15 protein-coding genes are annotated in these 26,617 nt (G+C 37.1%); 13 read left to right on the top strand and 2 right to left on the bottom strand.

Annotated features, from left to right (window positions below; translation table 11 throughout):
• Nucleotides 1–27: 27 nt before the first annotated feature.
• Nucleotides 28–4,275, bottom strand: a complete 4,248-nt coding sequence (locus bhn_RS07490; RefSeq protein ID WP_071176108.1) for a 2-hydroxyacyl-CoA dehydratase — start codon at nt 4,273–4,275, stop codon at nt 28–30.
• A gap of 227 nt (nt 4,276–4,502) precedes the next feature.
• On the opposite strand from bhn_RS07490, the gene bhn_RS07485 reads away from it, so the two are divergent.
• The 8 genes from bhn_RS07485 (at nt 4,503) to bhn_RS07450 (ending at nt 18,961) form a co-directional block, all read left to right on the top strand.
• The gene (locus bhn_RS07485) at nt 4,503–6,638 is read left to right on the top strand and encodes an HD domain-containing phosphohydrolase (protein WP_071176107.1); all 2,136 of its coding nucleotides are present in this window, start codon (nt 4,503–4,505) and stop codon (nt 6,636–6,638) included.
• A gap of 12 nt (nt 6,639–6,650) precedes the next feature.
• Entirely contained in the window at nt 6,651–10,865 is a 4,215-nt protein-coding gene (locus bhn_RS07480; RefSeq protein WP_071176106.1) for a hybrid sensor histidine kinase/response regulator, read from the top strand.
• A 12-nt stretch (nt 10,866–10,877) separates the two neighbouring features.
• The gene (locus bhn_RS07475) at nt 10,878–11,651 is read left to right on the top strand and encodes a response regulator (RefSeq protein WP_071176105.1); all 774 of its coding nucleotides are present in this window, start codon (nt 10,878–10,880) and stop codon (nt 11,649–11,651) included.
• A 114-nt stretch (nt 11,652–11,765) separates the two neighbouring features.
• Entirely contained in the window at nt 11,766–14,033 is a 2,268-nt protein-coding gene (locus bhn_RS07470; RefSeq protein WP_236845895.1) for an HD-GYP domain-containing protein, read from the top strand.
• A gap of 116 nt (nt 14,034–14,149) precedes the next feature.
• Complete coding sequence (locus tag bhn_RS07465; RefSeq protein WP_071176103.1) at nt 14,150–16,867, top strand: ATP-binding protein; 2,718 nt, start codon at nt 14,150–14,152, stop codon at nt 16,865–16,867.
• Between the two features lie 17 nt (nt 16,868–16,884).
• Complete coding sequence (locus bhn_RS07460) at nt 16,885–17,763, top strand: hypothetical protein (protein ID WP_071176102.1); 879 nt, start codon at nt 16,885–16,887, stop codon at nt 17,761–17,763.
• Between the two features lie 12 nt (nt 17,764–17,775).
• Entirely contained in the window at nt 17,776–18,543 is a 768-nt protein-coding gene (locus bhn_RS07455) for an RNA polymerase sigma factor region1.1 domain-containing protein (RefSeq protein WP_071176101.1), read from the top strand.
• 13 nt (nt 18,544–18,556) lie between these two features.
• The gene (locus bhn_RS07450) at nt 18,557–18,961 is read left to right on the top strand and encodes a hypothetical protein (RefSeq protein WP_148661928.1); all 405 of its coding nucleotides are present in this window, start codon (nt 18,557–18,559) and stop codon (nt 18,959–18,961) included.
• A 54-nt stretch (nt 18,962–19,015) separates the two neighbouring features.
• Here bhn_RS07450 and rpmB read toward each other — a convergent pair whose 3' ends face one another.
• Complete coding sequence (gene rpmB / locus bhn_RS07445; RefSeq protein ID WP_071176099.1) at nt 19,016–19,201, bottom strand: 50S ribosomal protein L28; 186 nt, start codon at nt 19,199–19,201, stop codon at nt 19,016–19,018.
• A gap of 208 nt (nt 19,202–19,409) precedes the next feature.
• On the opposite strand from rpmB, the gene bhn_RS07440 reads away from it, so the two are divergent.
• The 5 genes from bhn_RS07440 to bhn_RS07420 all read left to right on the top strand — a co-directional run bounded on the left by bhn_RS07440 (nt 19,410) and on the right by bhn_RS07420 (nt 26,614).
• Nucleotides 19,410–19,772, top strand: coding sequence for an Asp23/Gls24 family envelope stress response protein (locus tag bhn_RS07440; RefSeq protein WP_071176098.1), 363 nt, complete (start codon nt 19,410–19,412; stop codon nt 19,770–19,772).
• A 39-nt stretch (nt 19,773–19,811) separates the two neighbouring features.
• Nucleotides 19,812–21,578, top strand: a complete 1,767-nt coding sequence (locus bhn_RS07435; protein ID WP_071176097.1) for a DAK2 domain-containing protein — start codon at nt 19,812–19,814, stop codon at nt 21,576–21,578.
• A 68-nt stretch (nt 21,579–21,646) separates the two neighbouring features.
• Nucleotides 21,647–23,716: an ATP-dependent DNA helicase RecG gene (gene recG / locus bhn_RS07430; RefSeq protein WP_083385821.1), complete on the top strand. Its 2,070-nt coding sequence runs from the start codon at nt 21,647–21,649 to the stop codon at nt 23,714–23,716.
• 70 nt (nt 23,717–23,786) lie between these two features.
• Nucleotides 23,787–24,656: a DegV family protein gene (locus bhn_RS07425; RefSeq protein ID WP_071176095.1), complete on the top strand. Its 870-nt coding sequence runs from the start codon at nt 23,787–23,789 to the stop codon at nt 24,654–24,656.
• A 35-nt stretch (nt 24,657–24,691) separates the two neighbouring features.
• Nucleotides 24,692–26,614 (top strand): DNA gyrase/topoisomerase IV subunit B, encoded by a 1,923-nt coding sequence (locus tag bhn_RS07420; RefSeq protein ID WP_071176094.1) that lies wholly within the window; start codon nt 24,692–24,694, stop codon nt 26,612–26,614.
• Nucleotides 26,615–26,617 lie beyond the last annotated feature (3 nt).

Genomic DNA, 26,617 nt, shown 5'->3' with positions numbered 1-26,617 from the left:
GGCACGCCATGAGGCGTGCCTTTTTTATTACATAGCTTTCTTTTCTTCAACTTTCTTTTGAGCAGTAGAGAGCATAAGCTTGATCCTGTTAAGCTGGTTAACTTCAGAAGCGCCTGGATCATAGTCAATTGCTACGATATTACATCCAGGATAAAGATGTCTCATCTGCTTGATAACTCCCTTACCTACTACATGGTTTGGAAGACATCCAAATGGCTGCGTACAAACAATGTTTGAAGCACCTTCTTTGATAAGCTCAACCATTTCACCTGTAAGGAACCAGCCTTCACCTGTCTGATTTCCGATACTAACGATAGGCTTAGCATATTCAACAAGTTTATAGATGCTTGTTGGAGGATCAAAGTGTACACTCTTTTTAAATGCTTTTGTAGCCCCTGAGCGAAGTCTTTCAATTGCCCAGATGCCAGCTTTACAAAATGCAGCTGTCTTTTTGCTTGTTCCAAGCTCTTCAGCCTTGTAAATCTGATTGTAGAAGCAGTAGAGCATGAAATCAATAAGATCAGGAACAACTGCTTCAGCACCTTCAGCTTCAAGAAGCTCTACAAGGTGATTGTTTGCAGCTGGAGCAAATTTAACAAGAATTTCGCCAACCACACCAACTCTTGGCTTTACTTCATCTGTGATCTCAATCTTATCAAAATCAGCAATGATATCAGCACAGATCTTTTCAAATTTAAAGATATTCATGTGCTTGGCTGATACAAAGTCCTGACAAACCTTAAGCCATTTTGCATGGCAGGCATCAACTGAACCAGGAACCTTCTCATAAGGACGCATCCTATATACGCATCTCATGAATATATCACCAAAGATTGCTCCAAAAGCAGCTCTTTCAAGCATTTCAAGATTGATATGGAAGCCAGGATTTGCTTCAAGCTTGGAAAGATTAAGTGAAACAACAGGAATCTGCTCCATACCAGCCTTTTTAAGAGCTCTTCTGATAAATCCAACATAGTTTGTAGCTCTGCAGCCACCACCAGTCTGTGACATAATGACAGCAGTTCTATTAAGGTCATATTTTCCTGAATGAAGCTCATCCATTATCTGACCGACTACCCAAAGAGAAGGGTAACAAGCATCGTTATTAACATACTTAAGGCCCATATCTATGGCATGACGGTTGTCATTTTGCATTACTACAAAGTTATAACCACATGATCTGAAAGCTGGTTCCAAGATATCAAAGTGAATAGGAGACATCTGAGGACAGAGTATTGTATAGTTCTTTCTCATTTCTTCTGTGAATAATACTCTGTTAATTGCGCTTGATCTAATTGTTCTTTCTTTGTTTTTTTGCTTACGAACTCTGATAGCAGCAAGAAGAGAACGAACTCTGATCCTAGCACTACCAAGGTTATTTACTTCGTCGATCTTAAGACATGTATATATCTTGTCTGATCCTGAAAGGATATCGTTGACCTGATCTGTTGTAACAGCGTCAAGTCCGCATCCAAAGGAGTTAAGCTGAATAAGATCAAGATCATCCCTTGTCTTAACAAAGCTTGCAGCAGCATAAAGTCTAGAATGATACATCCACTGGTCAGATACGATAAGGGGTCTTTCTGGAGTGCCAAGGTGAGATACAGAATCCTCTGTAAGAACTGCAACACCGTAAGAGCAGATCATATCAGGAATACCATGGTTGATCTCTGGATCTACGTGGTATGGACGTCCAGCAAGAACGATTCCATGCTTACCATTTTCTTCCATCCATTTAATTGTCTCTTCGCCCTTTTTCTGAATATCGAGCCTTGCTTTAGCCATTTCATCCCAGCCAGCCTTAGCTGCTTTGATGACTTCCTCAGCTGGAATTTCAGCAAATTCTTTTACAAGGGCAGTAGTTGCTGTCTCAAGTGAAGTGAATGCCATAAATGGGTTTCTAAGCTTAACATTACCATTTGTGATGGCTTCAACGTTGTTTTTAATATTCTCAGAATAAGAAGTTACGATAGGGCAGTTGTAGTGGTTAGTTGCACCCTTAACTTCTTCTCTTTCATAAAAAAGTCCTGGATAGAAGATAAAATCTACCTTTTGTTTAATGAGCCATTCAATATGTCCATGAGAAAGCTTGGCAGGATAGCACTCAGACTCACTAGGAATAGACTCAATTCCAAGTTCATAGATCTGATGAGTTGATCTAGGAGATAAAACTACCTGATATCCAAGGTTAGTAAAGAAGGTAAACCAGAAAGGATAGTTCTCATAGAAATTAAGAACTCTTGGAATACCTACGCTACCTCTTTTTGCCTTTTCTGCGCTAAGAGGCTCATAGCCAAATATTCTCTTATATTTATAATCAAAGAGGTTAGGAATGTTCTTTTCGTTCTTGACTTTACCGATACCTCTTTCACATCTATTACCAGAAATATGAGTACGTCCGCCTGTAAACTTATTTACAGTAAGTCTGCAGTGGTTTGTGCAACCCTGACATGTAGTCATGCTGGTTGTGTATTCAAGGTTGTTGATCTGATCAATGCTAAGCATTGTGGTCTTGTAATCATCAGTTTCAAAGAAACGATCTCTAGCGATAAGAGCAGCACCAAAAGCACCCATGATACCTGCGATATCAGGTCTTATGGCTTCTGCACCAGAAATAATCTCAAATGCTCTAAGAACAGCATCATTATAGAAAGTACCGCCCTGAACTACAATGTGTTCTCCAAGATCCTTGGCATCTGAAACCTTGATAACCTTAAATAGAGCGTTTTTAATAACAGAATAAGCAAGTCCTGATGAAATATCAGCTACATCTGCGCCTTCCTTTTGAGCCTGCTTAACTCGTGAGTTCATAAATACAGTACATCTTGTACCAAGATCTACTGGAGATTTAGCATATAAAGCAACTTTAGCAAAATCCTGAACAGTATAATCAAGAGACTTGGCAAAGGTCTCAATGAATGAACCGCAGCCTGAAGAACAAGCTTCGTTAAGCTGAACAGAGTCAACTGATTGATTTTTGATGTGGATGCACTTCATGTCCTGTCCGCCAATATCAAGGATACAGTCTACCTCAGGATCAAAGAAAGCAGCAGCATTGTAGTGAGCGATTGTTTCTACTTCGCCATCATCAAGTAAAAGAGCTGATTTAAGAAGAGCTTCTCCATAACCGGTTGAGCAGGCTCTGGAAATTTTAACACCTTCAGGCATCAGCTTATAGATTTCCTGAATAGAAGAAATAGCTGTTTTTAGTGGGCTTCCGTTATTGCTTGAATAGAAAGAATAGAGAAGATCACCATCTTCACTGATAAGTGCACACTTTGTAGTAGTAGAACCAGCATCAATTCCAAGGAAAGCATTACCTTTATAGCTATCAAGCTTTCGAGTCTTTACCTTGTACTGATCCTGGCGATTTCTGAATTTCTTGTAATCTTCCTCATTTTTGAATAGAGGATCAAGTCTTGAAACTTCAGCATCCATAACGATCTTGTGTGAAAGCTTAGAAACCATCTCATCCATCGAATAGAATGTTTCTTCTTTTGCATTTAATGCAGAACCTATAGCTGCAAAAAGATGAGAGTTGTCAGTTTCAATAGTATGTTCCTCATCAAGCTTAAGAGTTCTGATAAATGCAGCCTTAAGCTGATCAAGGAAGTGAAGAGGACCGCCTAAAAATGCAACGTGTCCTCTGATAGGCTTACCACAAGCAAGACCAGAGATTGTCTGATTGACAACAGCCTGGAAAATAGAAGCAGAAAGGTCTTCCTTTGTTGCTCCTTCGTTGATAAGCGGCTGAATATCTGACTTTGCAAATACACCGCATCTGGCTGCAATTGTGTAAAGAGAGTTGTAGTTTTTTGCATACTCATTAAGACCAGATGCATCAGTCTGTAAAAGAGCTGCCATCTGGTCAATAAAAGAACCTGTACCACCGGCACAGATACCATTCATACGCTGTTCAACATTACCATCTTCAAAATAAATGATCTTGGCATCTTCTCCGCCAAGCTCGATGGCTACATCTGTTTTAGGCGCAAGCTTTTTGAGTGAAGTAGATACTGCGATAACCTCCTGTACAAAAGGAACTTCAAGGTGTTTGGCGAGAGTAAGTCCGCCAGAACCTGTTATCACAGGATGTATAGTTACATTCCCGCTTATTTTATATGCTTCTTGAAGAAGATCTGCTAAGGTCTCCTGAATATTAGCAAAATGTCTTTTGTAATCTGAAAAAATTATGTTTGAATCTTTATCAAGCAGTGCGACTTTAACTGTTGTAGAACCAATGTCAATGCCTAATGTATAGTCTTTAGAAATCATGTAATACCTCTTGTTTCTTCTAAATTAATGTTGCTAAAGGCAATCTATATGATTATAAAGCAGGTGTCTGCAAAAATCAATCGATGTAGTTTTGTAAACTACTTTAAGAAAAGCAATATTATAGAAGTATTAAATAACGCTAAAATATAATACAAATAAGCGAATGAGCGTTTGCAATATGCTATAATCTATTATGAATGGAGTTTCTATCCAATGGAGGATTTTAATTGAAAATATCGATAAGCAAATCAAAATATAATGTTTTCTGCAGAATTCTTCTGATAAACATTGGCATAGTAACTAATGTATTGTTTGCATATTTTGCAAATAAATTAAAACTACCTATTTTTTTGGATACTACCGGAACCATGATAGTAGCATCGATAGGTGGTATATTTCCAGGAATTCTATGTGGTGTTGTAACTAACGTTTTTGCAACAGTCTTCTATAGAGCTAATATTTATTTTGGTTTTATCAATGCTCTTGTAGCAATTTTTACAGCTTGGTTCTTCAGAGAAGAACACTATAAAAGAGTTAAGAAGATAACTCTATTTGTTATTTCAATTGGTGCCATGAGCGGCGTAACAAGTGCGCTTATTCAGTGGTTCTTTTTGGGAAATCCACAAAACACAGCAATCATTGATTCAATAGAAGCTATAACTGACTTAGCTGGCGTTAGTGATCTTATTTCTTATATCCTCATCGAAATATTTATCAATATCTTTGATAAAGCAATATCTATTACTGTAGCTCTTTTTATATTCTATGTGGTGCCGGAAAAAATACGCCTTGGTATCAAAAATTCCGCCTGGAGACAAAAACCTCTTACAGTAGAAGAGACAAAAGAGCTTGGAAAAGTCAGTAAGGATATTAAACATTCATTAAGTGTCAGATTGACATTTATGTTATTTGTCTGTGCCATTTCCCTTACAGGTATTATGTGCTGGGTTGGAATCGGGCTTTATTATGATAATTCTAAAGAAGAAAGAGCTGAATCAGCATTAAATGCAGCTAGTTACGCTGCAAGTTTTATTGATCCATACAAAATTGATGATTACATTGAAAAAAGTGAATTTTCCCTTGAATATACTCAGACCAAGCTTTTTATTAATACCATTAAAACAAATGCTATTGGCGTAGACTATCTGTACATAGTCAAGATGACAAAAGATGGTTATTATTACGTTTTTGACGCAGATAAAGAAGATGGTACTAGTCATAAAGCTGGAGAATTTGTTCCATTTGATAAGGAACTTCTCCCATATGTAAAGGGATTTTTGGATGGAACAGAAATTGGAACCATAGAAACAGATGGATTGTCAGGTTGGGTATTAACTTCATATTGTCCAATAACTGATAATAACGGTATCTGTAGAGGCTATGCCTGTGCTGGCGTATCACTTGAATATATGACACGATATATGACTAAATTTATTATGCGCGTAGTCCTTATCATGTCATCCTTCTTCATTCTTATATTTGCTTTTGGTATGTGGATGGCTGGAACACTAATGGTTTATCCTATCAACAGTATAGAAAAAAGTATTGAAGAGTTCATTGAAGCTGGAGATGACCAGAAAAAGCTTGATGCAGCTGTAAAGAAAATGAGGACTATCAATATTCAGACAGAAGACGAGCTTGAAAAAATGTATCACATAATCTGTGACATGGCATTAAATCAGACTGAGATCATCAGAAATGTCCGCAGAATTTCTGATTCAACCATGAAGATGCAAGATGGTCTTATTATCACCATGGCGGATATGGTTGAAAGCAGAGACTCTGATACAGGTGCACACGTTCAGAAAACTTCTGAGTATGTAAGGATCATATCAGAAGGATTATATAGAAAGGGATATTATCCGGAAAAGATAAATCCTAAGTTCATATCAAATTGTGTCAGAAGTGCTCCTTTGCATGATATTGGAAAGATAAATATCTCAGATAAGATTCTTAATAAACCGGGCAAGCTTACAGACGAAGAGTTTGCAATTATGAAGACACATACAACTGCAGGTAGAGAGATCATTGAGAAGACAATCAATACTGTTAAGGGAGAAAGTTACCTTAAGGAAGCAAGGAATATGGCCGCTTATCACCATGAAAGATGGGATGGTAAGGGTTATCCCGAAGGCCTTCATGGAGAGGTTATTCCGTTATCAGCCCGCATAATGGCAGTTGCTGATGTATTCGATGCGTTAACATCTCCTAGAGTTTATAAACAGGCTTTTTCTTTGGATAAAGCTCTTTCTATCATAAAGGAAGAATCTGGAAAGCAGTTTGATCCAAAGTGTGTAGAAGTATTACTTGATTCACTAGATGAAGTAAAGGTTGTTCTTGGCAAATATAACCATAGTGTTTAACGGAGAATATCTGTGAAGAAAATATTGCTGCTTCTATCAATTTTATTTTTCCTTGCAGCTGGCAATAGTAGCCAGTTAATTTCTTATGCCAAGGAAAGCGATGAACTGAATGAATACAAGATTTATGGTGGCGGTTTTGCAGCTACAGGTCAAATAGAAGGATCATCTTTTTCTACTAAAATTTATGACTCTTCAAATGGACTTCCTACATCTGACGCCATGTTTATTCTTGGTGCTTCCGACGGACATATTTACGTTGGAGGTTATAGTGGTGTGTTCAAATATGATGGCAGTTCTTTTGACAGAATAGAAGGAATTGAAGGCCTAACAAGTGCCAGGGCAATATTTGAAGATAGCAAAGGCAGAATCTGGGTAGGAACAAATGATAACGGTGTAGTTGTTGTTGACGGAAACGAAAGCAGACATTTTACTTATAAAGACGGTCTTACTTCCTCATCCATCAGAATTTTTGCAGAAGATAATTCAGGAAATATCTTTGTTGGTACGACTTCAGGTGTTTGCTATATTGATCCTGCGTATGAAGTACATTTCCTTACAAGATATAAGATTGCTGATGAAAGAGTCCTTAAAATGGACAAAAGCCCTTCAGGGACAATTTATGGGCAGGCCACAAACGGACTTATCTTTGCTATAGATGATTGCAAAATTTCTCAAATGTATGATCACAAGGTCCTTGGATTTGAGAAGATAACATCTATTTTGGCTGACCCGCACAAAGAAGATATGGTATATATCGGCACTGAAGGTTCCTATGTATATTACGGAAAATTTGGTGACAAAAAAGAGAATATGAAAAGGATTGATGTATCTCCAATCAGCGAGACCCATTGGCTTTCATATGACTGTGGAAGAGTTTGGGTGTCATCTATAAATATGCTTGGATACATTGATGAAGATAGTAACTTCCATCTTTTTGAAAACCTGCCGCTTACAAGCGGAATTGAAATGACAACCTCTGATTATCAGGGAAATATGTGGGTTGCTTCGTCTACACAAGGGGTCATGAAGCTTGTCACCAATAATTTCATCAACATAACAGAAAAAGCTGGCCTCCCATCAGAAGTTACAAATGCAGCATACAAGTTCAACGAAAATCTGTACATAGGAACTAATAGCGGCTTAAAGATTGTTGATAAAAATGGCGAAAGTATTGAGAATGAGCTTACAGAGTATATTGGGGACGCCAGGGTTAGAGATATTATATCTGATGAAAAAGGCAATCTCTGGGTCGCAACATTCAATCATGATCTGGGACTTGTATGTTATTCTGCAGAAAAAGAAATAAAGTCTTTTGATAAAAGTACTGGAATGCCTGATAATCAGGTAAGGACCATCATCGTTTCAAAAGATGGTGGCATTATTGCCGCAACTAACGGCGGAATAGCCATTATTGAAAATGATAAAGTTATCAAAAAATTCACATCTAAAGATGGTATCAAAAATCCTGTATTCCTTACTTTGGTCGAGGGAAACGAAGGAATTATCTTTGCCGGATCGGACGGTGATGGAATCTATGCAATTGACGGAGATGATATCAATAAGATAGATAGGGAAGAGGGACTTACTAGTGATGTTGTCATGCGAATTGTCAAAGATGAAAAGAGGCAGCTGATCTGGATCATAACCTCAAACTCTATCCAATATATGAAGGACAAAACGATCTACGAAGTTACCACTTTCCCTTATAATAATAACTATGACATATATTTTGATGATGAAGATAATGCCTGGATATTATCATCTTATGGAATTTACAAAGTAAAAGCAGATGATATGATGCAGGATAATGTAACTGATTACAGGCTATATACACTTGCAAACGGTCTTCCTTTTGCAATTACTGGTAATTCTTTTGGCTATATTGATAATGAAGGAAATCTATATATTCCAGGAAGATATGGCCTGATAGGCGTAAATATCAATAATTATTTTGAAAAGAATGAACATGTATTAGTGGGCATAAAGTCTGTCTATTGCAATAAAGAGTATGTTCTTCCTGATAAAGACGGGGTCTATAATATTCCATCTACCAGTCGCCGCGTACAGATAACGCCTTCAGTAATGGACTACACTATGGTCAATCCAACAATTCGTCTTTATCTTGAAGGCGGCAAGGATGATGGAGTTACCTATAATAGAGATGAACTTGTTCCAATGGAATTTACAAATCTTCCATATGGAAATTATAAGGTTCATATTCAACTTTTGAATTCTTCAACAGGTGAAGTAATACAGGATAATGCATATAGAATAAAAAAATCTGCAAGAATCGATGAACTTATATTCGTAAGAGTGCTGACGGTATTTGTATTTGCGATTATTACAGGTCTTATCGTTTGGTGGACGCTTAGAACCACAGTCATCAGTAGGCAATATGCTGAGATCACAAGAGCAAAGGAAGAAGCAGAAAAAGCAAACGAAGCAAAGTCGAGATTCCTTGCAAATATTTCTCATGAAATAAGAACGCCTATCAATACCATTTTGGGTATGAATGAGATGATTCTAAGAGAGGATTCTGCCAATGTTCCTAAGGGCTACTACATGTCCATGATGAACTACGCCTTTGATATTAGAAACGCCGCAGATTCACTCCTTGGTCTTATTAATGATCTGCTGGATATTTCCAAAATTGAATCCGGCAAGATGCACCTTGTGGAACAGGAATATGATACAGCAGATATGCTGCGTTCTATTATTTCCATGATCAAGATTAAGAGTAATGAAAAAGGCCTTTCATTTGATGTTGTTGTTGATGAGATATTTCCTAAGAGACTTTATGGTGACGCAGGAAAGATAAAACAGGTTGTTTTGAATATACTTACCAATGCGGTTAAATATACGAGTAAGGGAGGTTTCTGCCTTAATGTATCTATGTATGAAAGAAATGGAGCTAAGGCACAGATAAGGATTTCTGTAAAAGATACAGGAATGGGCGTTAAAGAAGAAGACATGGAAAAGCTCTTTACTGCATATGAGCGTCTTGATGAAGAAAAGAACAGTTCTATTCAGGGAACTGGTCTTGGACTTAATATCTCAAGAAAATTTGCAGAGCTCATGGGTGGAAATCTATGGTGTGAGAGCGTTTATGGAGAAGGTTCAGAATTTATTTTTACCTTTGAACAGATAATTGCTGATGAATCTCCTGTTGGTGCTTTTGTTTTAGAAGAAAGCAAGGCAAGCGGACACTATGTTCCTAAGTTTGTAGCTCCTGATGCAGATATCCTTGTTGTTGACGATAATCCTATGAACCTTAACGTATTCAAGGGATTGTTAAAAGCAACCAAGGTATTTGTTACAACTGCTGATAGTGGAGAAGAGGCAATCGATAAGCTTAAGGATAATGATTATGACGTGGTATTCCTTGATCATATGATGCCTGGCCTTGACGGAATTGAGACACTTGCCATTATAAGAGAATTTAAACCAGACATCCCTGTTTACGCCCTTACCGCAAATTCAGTTGCTGGTGAAGATTTCTATTTATCCAAGGGATTTAATGGATTTTTGGGAAAGCCTGTTGATGGTGAATCTCTTGAAAAGACCATTATGAAACATCTTCCTGAGAGCAAGATGGAAAAGCCTTCAGAGGAAGATGTTCCAGTAGAGCTTACAGAGATTCCGGAAGATATGTCTTGGATCTATGACGTAGAAGGTATAAATGTAGAAGAGGGTATAAAGAATTCTGGCGGTGTTGCAGGCTTTTTGTATGCACTTGATCTTTTCCTTGAAACTATCGATGAAAATACAAAGCTTATCAAAGACGCTTATGAAAGCGACAATATAAGACTTTATACTATCAAGGTTCATGCTCTTAAGAGTTCCTGCAGGATCATTGGTGCTCTTGATCTTTCTAATTTTGCAAAGAGTCTTGAAGATGCCGGAAATCAAAAAGATATAACGTTTATCAGTGCTAAGACAGATGACTTCCTAAAGCAGTATAATGAATATAAGGATAAGCTATCCAGAATAATCGCCAAGCAGGATGATAACACAGAAAAGGAAATGATAACTGAAGAAAATCTTAAGGATGCCTATGAAGCTCTTGCAGAACTTATACCTCAAATGGATTATGATTCAGTAGAGATGATAGTTAATAATCTTACTAAATATCTTCTTCCTGAGGAAGATGCAAATAAGATAAGTGAATTAAACAGATTACTAAAGAAGTTTGATTGGGAAGGCATGGAAGATCTTATATTAAAGTAAAGGGGAAACATCATGGAAAACACATCAATATTCAAAAAGGTAGTCTTTACAGCAGAAAAAGAATCATTTATTTTGAGGGCACTTATCGAAAAAGTCTGCTCAAACAGAGTAGACGGTCAATTTGTTCCCTTTACAGTTAATGATCTAAATGCAGTAAAGGATGCCGCAACGCTTTTTGTTCTTTACCTGGATGACGGTATCAAGCAAAAAGAGGATACACTTCATTTCCTTATCGATATGGTGTCTCAAAATGATTATAAGATCCTTCTTGTAGGTGAGGAAGCAGAGATTGATTATACAACTAAGCAGATGAATGCAGATCTTATCTATAAGAAATTCGTAAGACCTGTAAATAATGATGAATTTATCACTGCTATAAAGGCATTTTTTGATAAATCAAATTCTGGCGAATTCCAAAAGAGCATCATGATCGTTGATGATGACCCTCAGTACCTATCGCTTGTCAGACAGTGGCTCAAGGATTCATACAGAGTTTTTATGGCTAATTCTGGTTTACAGGCCATTAAATACCTTGGCAAAAATAAGGTTGATCTTATCCTTTTAGACCATGAAATGCCTGTAACAAGTGGACCTCAGGTACTTGAAATGCTAAGAAGCGATCCTGAAACAAGTTCAATTCCAGTATTTTTCCTTACTGGTAAAAGTGATAAAGAAAGCGTAATGGCAGTTGTTTCCTTAAGACCTGAAGGTTATTTTCTTAAGGATATCAAGAAAGAAGAGCTTTTGGAAAAGCTCAAGGAGTTCTTTATTATGCACAGCGCATAATTTAAGGAGATGCGATTTATGTTTGATTTCATAAGAACGTATCAATTAGATATTATGTTAGCTTTGTCTGCAGCGTGTCTTTCTTTTGTTGTCTTACTTTGTTTTACCCAATCTTTGGATAAAAGACGAAAGACTATTCTTCTCTATATGGAGCTGAGCGCCACATTCCTTCTTTTATTTGACAGGCAGGCATACCTTTATTCAGGTGTATTGACCAAAACCGGCTATATTATGGTCAGGGTCAGCAATTTCTTAGTATTCTTCATGACAACTGCTGTTATCCTGATCTTCAATTACTACATCATAAATCTTATCAAAGATTATGATAAAAGTTACAAGATTCCAAAAAGACTTCAATTTGTTACTATTGGCTGTTTGATCCAGTTGCTTTTAGTAGTAGCTTCTCAGTTTAATGACTTTATTTACTATATCGATGAAAATAATATCTATCACAGAGGTAAGGGATTCTTACTCTGTTATATTTTGCCTGTTGTTTGCCCGTTTATTCAATATTCTGTCATCGTTAGATTTAAAAGATTCTTTAGTAAACTGATCTATATTTCTCTTATTTTATATATTACAGTTCCTATAACTGTTGCTTTGATCCAGATTTTTACTTATGGAATTTCCATAGTAAATATGTCGCTGGTTGCTGTTTCTATATCCCTTTATATATTTGCTTATCTTGATATCAATAGAACGGTTGCCAGAGCTCATCAGATAGAGATTGGTAAGCTAAAAGAAGATGAGCTGCGCATGAAAAGGCTCTTTAATCAGACAGCTAATTCTTTTGTTAAAGCAATGGAACAAAAGGGTATCTACGAGAAAGGTTATATATTCAATCTGGCTAATCTTGCAAGAGCAATTGCTGAAGGTGCAGGAAATGAGCCGGATAAATGTGATGAAGTTTATTATGCAGCTCTTTTATATAATGTTGGAACACTCTGTCTTCCTGATGTAGTGATTCTAAATAAGAATGCGCCAAGTCCTGCAGACGAACTTTTGATAAAAGAAATTCCTATTCTTAGCAGTAATATATTATCAGGCATTGATGAATATCCATTCCTAAAAAATGCCGCTAAATATTGCCACGAAAACTATGACGGCAGTGGCTATCCAGATGGCTTGAAAGGCAATAATATTCCACAGGCTGCAAGGATAATAGCTGTAGCAGAATCATATATTAAAATGACCGGAGGCGGCGATGATGAGGAGGCCCTTCCTTATATCATCATGAGGGAAGAGTTTATTAAGAATGCTGGAATCATCTATGATCCGATCTATGCAAATATCATGATCCATCTTATGGATAAAGAAAATTTAATTAAGGCTGATAAAAGCGTTAGAGAAACTGAGATCCAGTGCAAACTGTATAAGGAAAAGGTTTCGACTGGAATTGAATTAACTGATATGATCACCATAATTCAGTTTGAGGCCGAACCTATAGAACATAAAGAGGGGGAGTTCTCTACGCCTTCAATAATTGTATTTGATTCCTATGATATGCATCATCACACTAATCCAAGAGCAGTTAAGGCTTATCGATACCAGGAATATGCAGAGATATGGCCAGATGGAAAATATGTTTCTACTTCCGCAAGGAACATGGAAGTTAAGGTTATTGAACACAAAAACAGGTCTGAATATGATGCATTTGGAATGTATGAGATAACAGCTTCAAAATATGATGATCACATTAAAATTGAAATGACAAACAGCTGCTGCACTGTATCTGCTATCATATCACTCTATGATAATTCAAAATCAGCTTATATAGGACTTACTGGCGAAAACTGTTATATCAAGAATATTGCTTATAAGAAGACCGATACCAGGATTGATTCACTTTCAATTGCCAAGATTTCTGATTCTCTCATTTATACTGACAGACTTGAATCAGATATACCAAATATTCAAATAGACAAGACTAGATCAGCTTATACAAAGAGCGTTCTGATAGATGAAGAGTTTAGGATTGATTTTCATTCCCTTAGCCTTCCTTCATCTAATCTTGTATGGCATTGTCCTTATGTAGTTATTTTCTATTCAGATGATGGGAAGGTTTTCGGAGAAGGATATAAAGAATATACCCTTATTAAGCTAAATGGTGAGATTTCCGGAAATAGTTCTTTTGCAGATAACAACTTTAACATGAAGAAAAAAGAAAGCTTCCCTGGCTGGGATAAGTGGAGAGAGATCAATAAAGAAGGCCTTGAATACTCGGTTCTTTTCATGAAGAGGGGTAATAAGGTCGAGACAGTTACTGAAACTCTAGGCATATCTATTGATAACACAACTATTCTTCGTGATCATAACGACAAGGTATACGTAGCCCTTACAGGAGATGAAGTTGCCCTTACTGATATCAGGATCGTAAGATGATCATTTAGATCCAGAGCCTTGCATAATGCGAAATTGCGTTATGTGGGGCTTTTTTTATTGTCTAAATAATGGTATGATTAAAATGTTGTATAACCTTAATGGAGGGGATAAAGGTTATGGTAAAAAATAAGACAAAAAGTCTAATTCTTTTTATTCTTTGTTTTTTGATCTCATTCACTTATTTTCCAATTAATTGTAATGCATCTAGTGCTTATACCAAGAAGGTTCGTGTCGGTTACTATGAAAATGAGGTCTTTGAAGATGGTGCCTCAGATAATGCCGTTAAAAGTGGCTACGCATATGAATATTATCGTAAACTCTCTGAATATACTGGATGGGAATATGAATATGTTTATGGCGATTTTTCAGAAATCTATCAGATGCTCCTTAAGGGTGAAGTTGATTTTGTTGCAGGTCTTGCTTATACATCAGAAAGATCTAGCATTATTCTTTTTCCCGAAAAATCAATGGGGTCAGAAAAGTATAGTTTTGTAAAGCATGATTTTGATAAGGATATAACTATAGATCCTCGTTCTTTTAATGGAAAAACTATTGGTGTCCTTGATAGTGCTATCTATGATATTCTAAATAATTATATTTCAAACCATAGAATAAACGCCCAAATTATAACTTATACAGATTACAGCACGCTGCTAAATGCCTTTGACAAAAAGCAGATTGATATTCTTGCAGCTGAAAATGACGGTATCTACGACAGAAGACATGCAGAGTATCTTTTTTCTTTTGGTGAATCAGATTATTACATTGGCGTTTGCCCTGGTAAGCCTTATTTGCTAAAAGAATTAAATGACGCCCAGGAGCAGCTTTCTTTTGAGGAACCAAATTACGTTGCAACCCTTAGAAATAAGTATTATCCGGTTACACTTTCGAGTAGAGCCTACAGTAAAGTAGAAAAAGACTGGATCAATTCACATCAGACTATTACAGTAGGTTATCTCAATAATTATCTGCCATATAGTGGTACTGATAAGGATGGTCATGTTACCGGTATGATATGTGAGCTTGTACCGGCATTATTTAAAGAGCTGAATATTCCGGATATTGTTGTCAGATATGTGGGTTATGATTCTTATGACGAACTAATCAAAGGCCTTACAAGTGATGAAGTAGATATCGCTTTTCCTGTAGGCGGTGGACTTTATTACTCAGAAGAAGATGGTATTTACCTTTCAAATCCACTTGTTTCCTCACTTACCGATCTTATATACAGAGTTGATTTTCTGGGAACTCCTGTATCTGATTTTGCTGTAAACAAGAACAATAAGATGCAGTATTACTATGTAAAGACACACTTTCCTGAGGCTTCAATTTCTTACTATTCTTCAATTGAAGAGTGTTTGAATGCAGTGGTTAAAGGCGAAGTTTCATTTACAACTCTTAATGGTATCAGAACCAACACCTTCTTAAAAAAGAACGATTACAGGAATTTGTCCTTTAGACAATTAAGCTTTAGTGATGACAGATGCATTGGTGTCAAGATTGGTAATGAAGGCCTGTTAAAACTTATTAACCGTGGTGTCCATGTTGTAGGAGATGAGTATATCCAAAATCTTTCTTACAAATATATGGATGCTATGAGCGCTTATACCTTCAAGGATTTTATAAATGATCATTTCTTTGGCGTGTTTATCATCATTGTTGTTCTTTTATCTGCAATAATTGCTCTTAGCGTCAGAGACATAAACAGAACCCGCAGAAGGATCAAGGAAAAAGAATCAGAAAAACTCGATATACAAAAAACAAGTTTCGAGAAAACTAATTTCTTAAGTAATTATAGTGAAAATCTAAGATTTTATATCAATGCGACTGAAGGACTTGTGGATCTCATTAAGCATTCAAACAGTAAAGAAGAAACTATTGTTTTTGTCGACAGGATCGATATTTGTGCTAAATGTCTTTCTAATATTGTAAATGATGTCCTGGACCTTAGCAGGATTGAAAGCGGTCAGGTCCTGCTTGAAAATACACCAGTAAACATCTATGAGATCATCAAGGACGTTAGAACTGTTACTTCTGAATCAATGGAAGAAAAGAAGCACATTATCAGTGTAAACTATCGAAATATAAAGCATCCTGATGTTTTGACGGACAGAATAAGACTTACTCAGGTTCTCATAAATATACTTACAAATGCTATTGAGTATACTCCTGCTGAAGGCCTTCTTGTCATGAATGTTGAAGAGATTACATCCTACGATCCTGAGAAAGCAAGATTTATGTTCCAGATAAAAGATAATGGACCAGGAATGAGTATGGATATAATCAATTCCATTTTTGATCCATATGCCAAGGAACGTGCAAATTTCAAGAATTTCCATACAATAGGATTTGGACTTGCCATATGCAAGAAGATAGTTGATATGATGGAAGGAACGATAGATGTCTTTTCTATTGAAGGCAAGGGATCTGAGTTTACTGTCGAAGTTCCACTTCTTATCAACACAAAATCTAAAGCTAGATCAAATGAAAACGAAGCAGAAATTGATTCATATAATTTCTCAGGTAAGAGAGTACTTGTATTGGAAGACAGTCTTCCAAATCAGCTCTTTGTCAGCAAGATCATGAAGAAAGTAGGCTTTGAAATTCAGATAGCACTTGATGAATTTGAGGCCTATGAAAAGATAAAAGCGGCTCATTCTGATTATTTTGACCTTGTGCTTATGAACAGCGATGTCTATAATAATGGAGATAACGAGCTCAGTAAAAGATTAAAAATGATAGATGATCCTGCAAAGGCGGATACACCTATTATTCCTTTTACAAATGATACACCTTCTCTCATGAAGAATATTTCAGAGCTGTTAAATACTTGAAATGAGGTTTTAACTAAATGAACAAATTCCTTAATAACCTTGAGAGGAAGATTGGAAAATATGCTATTCCAAATCTTACTATGTATATTATCGGACTATATATAATTGGATATATGATAAGCATAGTAGGAAATGGAACTGGAATCTTATCATATATGACTCTTGATCCAAATCTTGTTTTGCAAGGTCAGATATGGAGATTATTTACATGGGTGATCATTCCTATGGGAAGATTTAACCTGCTAACCATCATCACTTTACTTTTTTACTACTTCGTTGGTAATACAATGGAGAAGACTCTAGGAACCTTTAGATACAATGTATTTATTTTTGCAGGTTGTCTTTTTATGATTCTTGCTGCGTTTCTTACATATTTCTTTTATGGACTGCAGCTTGGCTTTGGTACACAAGATTTTGCATATGAGTTAAATCTTGCTTCTTTACTATTTTCTACAACACATATACAGACAATAGTATTTCTTGCTTTTGCAATCTGTTATCCAAATTTACAGGTACTATTGATGTTCATTATTCCTGTAAAGGTTAAATATCTTGGAATTCTTTATGGCGTGGGAATGGTTATAGAAGTGTTAATTGCTTTATTTGCCCTTGATTATGCTACATTGTTTGCAGTTCTTTTACAGCTTATCAACCTTCTTTTATTCTATATCTCGCTTGGTAAAGCTCATCATTTAAAGCCTTCTGAAGTTAAGAGAAGAAATGAATTTAAAAAAAATACTAAGATCGTACCACCAGGAATCACAAGGCATAAATGCGCAGTTTGCGGCAAGACAGAAATAAGTGATCCAAGCGCAGAGTTCAGATTCTGTTCAAAATGTAATGGCAACTATGAATATTGCCAGGATCATTTATTTACACATCAGCATATTAAATAATTTGGAGTAGTAATGGGAAATATTGATAATAAAGAAAAAGAATTTGCAGAAATATTAAAGCAGGTCACAAGATTTGCCAGAGAAAATAAGAATGTTATCACAAGTGAGCAGGTAAAAGAAGCGTTTTCAGAACTTGATTTTGATGATAAGCAGTTCGAGATGGTATTTGAATACCTCAAGAATCATAAAATCTCCGTAGATGGAGAAGCAGTTGATACAGATGAAGGCCTTTCTACCGAAGAAAAGAATTACCTTCAGGACTATATCGAAAGCCTTGAAGCTCTTCCTACATATTCTGATGGTGAAAAGAAAGCAATTGCGATGTCTGCAATAGCAGGAGATAAGGATGCACAAAGTAAGCTTATCGAAATGTATCTTCCACTTGTAGTTGATGTAGCAAGAATGTACTCAGATCAGGGCGTTTTTCTTGAAGATCTGATCGGAGAAGGAAATGTTGCTCTTACAAAAGGTGTAACAATGCTTGATGCCGTTGGAGAGCCAGATGAAGTTGAGAGTTTTCTTTATAAACTGATGCTTGATGCAATGGAGAATATCATCCAGGAAAATCTTGCTGAGGATGCAGGAAGTCAGAAGGTTTTAAAGCTTGTTCAGGAAGTGGCTGACAAGGCTGCAGAGCTTGCAGAAGACCTTAGAAGAAAAGTTACTGTAGCTGAACTTATGCAGGAAACAGGCTGGGATGAAGATAAAATAAGATCCGCCATTAAATTTAGCGGTGATAATATAGAAGATCTTGATAGCGGAGAAAAAAAGAAAAACTGACATGAACAATATTGTGAATGAAGACGATTTCAAATACTATATGCAGGATCTTGAAAGATATTATTTTGGAGCTCGTTATGATTATAATGAGCTCTTAAATAATGAGATGGTTCCTTTTAAATTTAAGACTATCGTTTCAAAATATCTTATCGAAAAGATTGATCCATCAACTACAATAGAAAGCCATCTTTATTATTTAGATAAAGATTCTTTTGATTATAAGGTGTTAAAACAGTTAAAAGCCAGAGTAAGAACATCTCTTTATAAAAAAAGAGGAGATAATACTAAAGGATATAAGGAAAAGGTATTTACTATAGAACAACTGGTTAAAATTCCCGGAAATGAAAAAGAAGAGATGGGTATAATAGTAAGAGAACTTATTATTGGAAAGCTTTCATTATTTGCTTTTCAGATTTAAAAAGATAGTACAAAAAAACCACCGAAAACTCGGTGGTTTTTATTTTTAAGATTATCAAGCTCTTTCAACTTTGTTTGATCTAAGGCAGCTTGTGCAAACGTGCATTCTCTTTGACTGTCCGTTAACCTTACATGTAACGTTCTGAACGTTAGACTTCCAAACTCTGTTAGATCTTCTATGAGAATGGCTTACGTTGTTTCCGAAATGAACGCCCTTGCCACAAATATCACATTTAGCCATTTTGACACCTCCTTATAAGCCATGTAATCTAATCAATAGCGATATTATTGAGGATTTACATCCGCAACATTGATATATTAGCAGAAACAAAAACGGATTGCAAGCAAAATATACAAAATTTATGGTTTATTTTTTTAGAAACTGCTATTATAATACTATATGTATGCTAAAAAGGTGGTCCTATGGCTACCTGATAAGGAGGACAAATATGAAGACTTCGGTGGTTAACACTCACATGGGAAATATTTCTATTGATAATGAAGTAATTGCCCAATATGCAGGTGCTGTTGCTATGGAGTGCTTTGGAATTGTCGGAATGGCTAACGTCAACGTTAAGGATGGCCTTGTAAGCCTTCTTAAGATCGATTCCATGACAAGAGGTATTAATGTATCTCTTGATGACAATAATAAACTGGTTTTAGATTTCCATGTTATAGTTGCTTATGGTGTTAGCATTTCAGCTGTTTCAGACAACTTGATTGATAACGTCAAATATAAAGTAGAAGAATTTACCGGGCTTGAAATCGAGAAGATCAATATCTACATCGAAGGTGTCCGCGTGATAGATTGATAAGTATTCGATTTAGGCAAGTCTAGGAGGAATTTTGTTTTGAGTAATAATGTAATTGACGCTAAGATGCTGTCAAAGATGTTTTTATCTGGTGCCAAGAATCTTGAGGCCAAGAAGGAATGGATAAATGAGCTTAATGTTTTCCCTGTTCCTGATGGAGATACTGGTACTAACATGACAATGACTATCATGTCTGCAGCTAAAGAGGTTTCTGCATTAAATGATAGTGCTAGTATGGAAGCTATCTGTAAAGCAATTTCATCTGGTTCTCTTCGTGGAGCAAGAGGTAACTCAGGTGTTATTCTTTCACAGCTCCTTAGAGGATTTACTAAGGTTGTTAAGACAAATGATGAAGTTAATGTTCAGATTTTGGCAGAAGCTTTCGATAAGGCTGTAGAGACAGCTTACAAGGCTGTTATGAAGCCAAAGGAAGGTACCATCCTTACAGTTGCTAAGGGAGCAAGCGAGAAGGCTCATGAGCTTGCTGTAGAAGGAACTGAAGATATTGAGTTCTTCTGTGCAGAAGTTATCAAGTATGCAGAAGAGGTTCTTTCAAAGACTCCTGATATGCTTCCTGTTCTTAAGCAGGCTGGTGTAGTTGATTCAGGCGGACAGGGACTTGTACAGGTATTAAAGGGAGCATTTGATGGTTATCTCGGCAAAGAGATTGACCTTTCAATAAATGAAGAGTCAGCAACTCCTGTTACAAAGAATGAAGTACAGGAAGAAGCAGATATCAAGTTCGGTTATTGTACTGAGTTCATAGTTCTTTTATCAAAACCTCTTAATGTTAAGCAGGAAATTGATTTCAAGAACTTCCTTGAGTCAATTGGTGACAGTATCGTAATGGTTGCAGATGATGAGATCTGCAAAGTACACGTACATTCTAATGATCCTGGTCTTGCTATTCAGAGAGCTCTTATGTATGGCCAGCTTTCTAATATGAAGATCGACAACATGAGAATGGAACATAGAGAGAAGCTCTTCCATGAGAACAACGATGGTTCATGGGCAGAGATAAAGACAGAGATAAATGGAGCAGCAGAGCTCACACCTACATATCTTCCTGGAGATGATATTCCTCTTGGAGACAAGGTTGAGATGATAGATGAAGCTGCATCCAATGAACCACGTAAAGAAATCGGTTTTGTAACTGTTTGCGCAGGTTCAGGACTTGCTGATATATTCAGAGGTCTTGGTGTAGATTATGTTATTGAAGGTGGTCAGACAATGAACCCTAGCACAGCTGATATTCTTGATGCTGTAGCTAAAGTCAATGCTGACACTGTTATAGTTCTTCCTAATAACAAGAATATTATTCTTGCAGCTAATCAGGCAGCTATCATGTGTGAAGATGGCGATGAAGATAAGAAGATCGTAGTAGTTCCTTCCAAGACAGTTCCTCAGGGTATCACAGCTATCATTAACTATGTTCCTGATGTTCCTGTAGAAGATAACGTAGCTGCAATGACAGATGCTATTTCTACTGTTAATACTGGTGAAGTTACTTACGCCGTAAGAGATACAGTTATTGATGATGTTCAGATCAGACAGGGCGATTACATGGGAATCGGTGATTCCGGTATCCTTTCAGTTGGATCTGGCATCGAAGATGTAGCATTTGAGATGCTTTCTAAGATGATGAATGAAGATCTCGAGCTCATCAGCGTATATTACGGTGAGGATGTAGAAGAGAAGGATGCAGAAGCACTTAAAGAACGCATTTCCAAGGAATATCCTGGATGTGACGTTGAGCTTCAGTTTGGTGGTCAGCCAATCTATTATTACATTCTTTCAGCAGAGTAATTATTTAGAAATATTCAGCCAGGCTTTTTTGCCTGGCTTTATTTCTATATTGAATTATGAGGTGTGATTTGGGGAAAAGAGAACTTGAGGAAAACATCATAAATCTAAAAGGCGTTGGAGATAAGACTGCTAAGCTTTTTGAAAAATGCGGCATCAGAACATGTGGGGATCTGATAGGCTACTATCCCAGAACCTATGACCTTTTTAATGAGATAGTTAATGCTTCAGATGTCATAAATGGTGAAGTCAATACAGTAAGGCTTACTATCATTGGTAACGTAGTTAAAAGAAGAGTCAGAAATCTTACTATTATTGCTTTTGATGCTGCTGATCAGACTGGTAAGATCAAGATTACTTATTTTAACGCACCTTACCTTATGAATTCTCTTAAGTCAGGTACCACTCATGTATTTAGAGGCCAAGTACAAAGAAAAGGTTCTTTTTTTACTATGAATCAGCCCAAAATGTACAAGCTTGATGAATATATGGGAATCGTAAGGAGCATGCAGCCTAGATATCCTTTGGTTAAAGGTCTTACAAATACTGCTGTCATGAAAGCTGTTAAAGGTGCATTCACTTCAGCTGGATCTTTTGAAGAGTTCCTACCAAAAGAGATACTAGATAAATACGAACTCATGGGTTATTCCGAGGCTCTTTATAATATTCATTTTCCCAAAAGTAGAGAATATCTAGAAAATGCAAGAAGACGTCTTGCTTATGATGAATTCCTTTTATTTGTCTTAAAGCTGCGTCTATTAAAAAATACACAGGAAGATTTAAAGAATTCTTTTCCTATGATAGAAGTTTCAGAAGTTAATAGACTTTTGGAACAGCTTCCATATAAACTCACAAAAGCTCAGCAGAATGCCTGGGAAGATATCAAAAATGATATTTCTGGAGAAGGCGTTATGAACAGGCTTATTCAGGGTGATGTAGGATCTGGTAAGACTGTAATTGCGCTGCTTACTCTTTTAACAACTGCTGCAAACGGTTATCAGGGTGCTTTAATGGCTCCTACTGAAGTTTTAGCCGCCCAGCACTACGAAAGCTTCAAAGAGATCATTCAAAAATATAACTTAAAGAGCATAAAACCAGTTCTTTTAACAGGAGCACTTTCTGCAAAGGATAAAAAAGAAGCCCAAAGACAGATCAGTGAAGGGGAAGTTAACTGCATCATCGGAACAAATGCTCTTATTCAGGAAAAGGTTAATTACAAGAACCTTGCCCTTGTTGTAACTGATGAGCAGCATAGATTTGGTGTAAGACAAAGAGAGTCCTTGGCAGGAAAGGGAGAAAATGTTCATGTTCTTGCAATGAGTGCCACGCCTATACCTAGAACTTTGGCCATCATATTATATGGAGACCTTCATATCTCGGTTATTGATGAGCTTCCTGGAGGCAGGCTTCCTATCAAGAACTGCGTGGTAGGTACTGACTATAGGCCAACTGCTTATAAATTCATAAAGGACCAGGTAGAAAAAGGAAGGCAGGCCTATGTGATCTGTCCAATGGTAGAAGAAGGGGAACTTGACGGCGTTGAGAATGTAACAGACTATACTGATAAGCTAAGAGCGGCCCTTCCTTCTGATATTCAGGTGGAAATGCTACATGGCCGGATGAAGCCTTCTGCCAAGGATGAGATCATGGAGGCCTTTGCAAGGAAAGATATAGATGTTCTGGTTTCTACAACGGTAATCGAAGTCGGGATCAATGTGCCAAACGCCACTGTTATGATGATAGAAAATGCTGAGAGATTTGGCCTTTCACAGCTTCATCAGCTTCGAGGAAGAGTAGGCAGAGGAAAAGAGCAGTCTTATTGCATTTTCCTTAATACGTCAGAGTCAGATGAGGCAAAACAAAGGCTTGATATCATGAATAAGTCAAATGATGGCTTTAAGATTGCAGAAGAGGACTTGAGGCAAAGAGGACCCGGGGATCTATTTGGGGTTAGACAGAGCGGAGATTTGAACTTCAGAGTTGGCGACATATACCACGACAGTGACCTTGTAAAAGCAGCTGCCATGGATGCTGATAAGATCCTTTTAGAAGATCCGGATTTAACCAAGCCACAACATGGTGTGATTAGAGATATGCTATATACAAAATCTGTAAATCCGGTTGACTTAATGGCTTTATAAAAGTAATATAGAACTAGTGTTTAAGTTTAAAAATGGGAGGATTGTCGGCCTTTTGTCGACTACTTTTAGTATGTCAAAGATAGCAATTATCACAGATAGTAATAGTGGTGTTACTCAGTCTCAGGCTGAGGAGCTTGGAATCTTTGTTGTTCCAATGCCTTTCATGATAAATAATGAAGAGTTTTTTGAGGACATTAATCTAACACAGGAGCAGTTTTATGCAAAGCTTGGCGAAGATGCATCAGTATCTACAAGCCAGCCAACTCCTGATTCTCTTATGACTCTTTGGGATAAGGTATTAAAAGAGTATGACCAGATCATTTATATACCAATGAGCAGCGGTCTTTCTGGTTCTTGCCAGAGCGCTTACATGATCGCGCAGGAAGAGTACGAAGGCAAAGTATTCGTAGTTGATAACCAGAGAATATCAGTAACTCAAAGGCAGTCAGCCCTGGATGCTAAGGCCATGGCTGACGCAGGATATTCTGCTGAAGAAATTGTAAAAGTTCTAATGGATACTAAGTTTGAATCTAGTATCTATATCATGCTTGATACATTGTATTACCTCAAAAAAGGAGGTCGTATCACTCCTGCAGCTGCAGCTTTAGGAACACTTCTTAGACTTAAGCCAGTTCTACAGATTCAGGGTGAGAAGCTTGATGCATTCGCCAAGGCTAGAACAAGCAGCCAGGGAAAGACTATCATGATCAACGCCATAAAGGCAGATATCGAGAATAGATTTGGCGGTATGGATGCCAAGGATTTCCACATTGCTTGTGCTTATACTCAGGACCTTGATCTTGCAAATGATTGGAAAAAAGAGTTAGAGGAAGCCTTCCCTGGATTTGATATTCATATGGATCCACTTTCTCTTTCTGTTGCCTGCCACATTGGACCAGGCGCTTTGGCTGTAACAGTCACCAAAAAAGTCCATGTATAATTTTGATATAAAAAGTTTTGAAAAGGGGTAACTTAATGGCTACATACGAACAATATGACGCTTCCAGCATAACAGTACTTGAAGGTCTTGAGGCTGTAAGGAAGCGCCCAGGTATGTACATTGGAAGCGTTTCTACAAGAGGCTTAAATCATCTTGTCTACGAAATAGTTGATAACGCTGTAGATGAGCATCTCGCAGGTTTCTGCACACAAATTCATGTGACATTAGAAGCTGATGGTTCAGCTACAATTGAAGATAACGGTCGAGGAATTCCAGTAGGAATGCACGCTAAGGGCATTACAGCAGAGCGTGTTGTTCTTACTATGCTCCACGCCGGTGGTAAATTTGATAATAACGCCTACAAGACAAGTGGTGGTCTTCATGGTGTAGGTTCATCCGTTGTAAATGCTCTTTCTACCTGGATGAAGGTTCAGATTAGAAAAGACGGATATATATACGAAGATACATACGAAAGAGGTATCCCTACGACCAAGCTAAATAACGGTATGCTTGATCCTGTAGGTACTACAAAGGCTTGCGGAACTACTATCAGTTTTCTTCCTGATGATACTATCTTTGAGAAAACTCGTTTCAAAGAAGATGATATAAAATCAAGACTTCATGAAACAGCATATCTTAATCCTTCACTTACTATCATTTTCCAGGATAAAAGACCTGGAATTGAGGAGTATGTTGAATTTCATGAGCCTGATGGTATCACTGGCTTTATCAAGGATATGAACAAGTCAAAAGAGGCTGTTCATGACGTTGTTTCATTTAGCGGAGAAAGTGAAGGCGTAGAAGTTGAAGTAGCTTTCCAGTATGTAAATGAATTTCATGAGGAAGTTCTTGGTTTTTGTAACAATATCTATAATGCAGAAGGTGGTACACACCTTACTGGCTTTAAGACAATGTTTACAAATATCATCAACCAGTATGCTAGGGAACTTAATATTCTCAAGGATAAAGACAATAACTTTACAGGTACAGATGTTAGAAATGGTATGACAGCTGTTGTTTCCATCAAGCATCCTGATCCTAGATTTGAAGGTCAGACCAAGACCAAGCTTGATAACCAGGATGCAGCCAAGATCGTATCCAAGATTACTAACGATGAGATAACAAGATTCTTTGACAGAAATCTTGAAACATTAAAGGCTATAATTGGTTGCGCTGAAAAAGCTGCCAAGATCAGAAAGACAGAAGAAAAAGCTAAAACAAACATGCTTACCAAACAGAAATATTCATTTGATTCTAATGGTAAGCTTGCAAACTGCATCAGTAAGGATGCTTCAAAGTGCGAGATCTTTATTGTAGAGGGAGATTCTGCCGGTGGTAGTGCCAAGATGGCTCGTGATAGAAACTATCAGGCTATCCTTCCTATCAGAGGTAAGATTCTTAACGTAGAAAAGGCTAGCATTGATAAAGTCCTTGCAAATGCCGAAATCAAGACCATGATCAACGCTTTTGGATGCGGCTTCTCAGAAGGATATGGTAATGACTTCGACATCAACAAGCTACGCTATGACAAGATCATCATCATGGCCGATGCTGATGTCGATGGTGAGCATATTGCCACACTTCTTTTAACATTGTTCTATAGATTCATGCCCGAGCTTATATATCAGGGACATGTATATATTGCTATGCCTCCGCTTTATAAAGCTATGCCTTCTAAGGGCAAAGAGGAGTATCTCTATGATGACAGTGCCCTTATCAAGTATAGAAACACTCATAAGGGTAATTTCACTCTGCAGAGATATAAGGGTCTTGGTGAAATGGATCCTCAGCAGCTTTGGGAGACAACACTTGATCCTGAACGCAGAATGTTAAGAGCAGTAGAAATCGAGGATGCCAAGATGGCTTCTCAGATGACAGAACTTCTTATGGGCGTAGACGTACCACCAAGAAGAGACTTTATTCATCAGCATGCAACAGATGCCGAGCTTGATGTTTGATAA

The sequence above is a fragment of the Butyrivibrio hungatei genome, assembly GCF_001858005.1.
GTDB lineage: Bacteria > Bacillota > Clostridia > Lachnospirales > Lachnospiraceae > Butyrivibrio > Butyrivibrio hungatei.
This window is presented reverse-complemented; position numbering and strand designations above follow the sequence as displayed.

Bases quoted from the DNA above. Each gene is read 5' to 3' on its own strand.
- bhn_RS07490 (WP_071176108.1), bottom strand. From the start codon at position 4,275: ATGATTTCTAAAGACTATACATTAGGCATTGACATTGGTTCTACAACA.
- bhn_RS07475 (WP_071176105.1), top strand. From the start codon at position 10,878: ATGGAAAACACATCAATATTCAAAAAGGTAGTCTTTACAGCAGAAAAA.
- bhn_RS07465 (WP_071176103.1), top strand. From the start codon at position 14,150: ATGGTAAAAAATAAGACAAAAAGTCTAATTCTTTTTATTCTTTGTTTT.
- bhn_RS07460 (WP_071176102.1), top strand. From the start codon at position 16,885: ATGAACAAATTCCTTAATAACCTTGAGAGGAAGATTGGAAAATATGCT.
- bhn_RS07455 (WP_071176101.1), top strand. From the start codon at position 17,776: ATGGGAAATATTGATAATAAAGAAAAAGAATTTGCAGAAATATTAAAG.
- rpmB (WP_071176099.1), bottom strand. From the start codon at position 19,201: ATGGCTAAATGTGATATTTGTGGCAAGGGCGTTCATTTCGGAAACAAC.
- bhn_RS07440 (WP_071176098.1), top strand. From the start codon at position 19,410: ATGAAGACTTCGGTGGTTAACACTCACATGGGAAATATTTCTATTGAT.
- bhn_RS07425 (WP_071176095.1), top strand. From the start codon at position 23,787: ATGTCAAAGATAGCAATTATCACAGATAGTAATAGTGGTGTTACTCAG.
- bhn_RS07420 (WP_071176094.1), top strand. From the start codon at position 24,692: ATGGCTACATACGAACAATATGACGCTTCCAGCATAACAGTACTTGAA.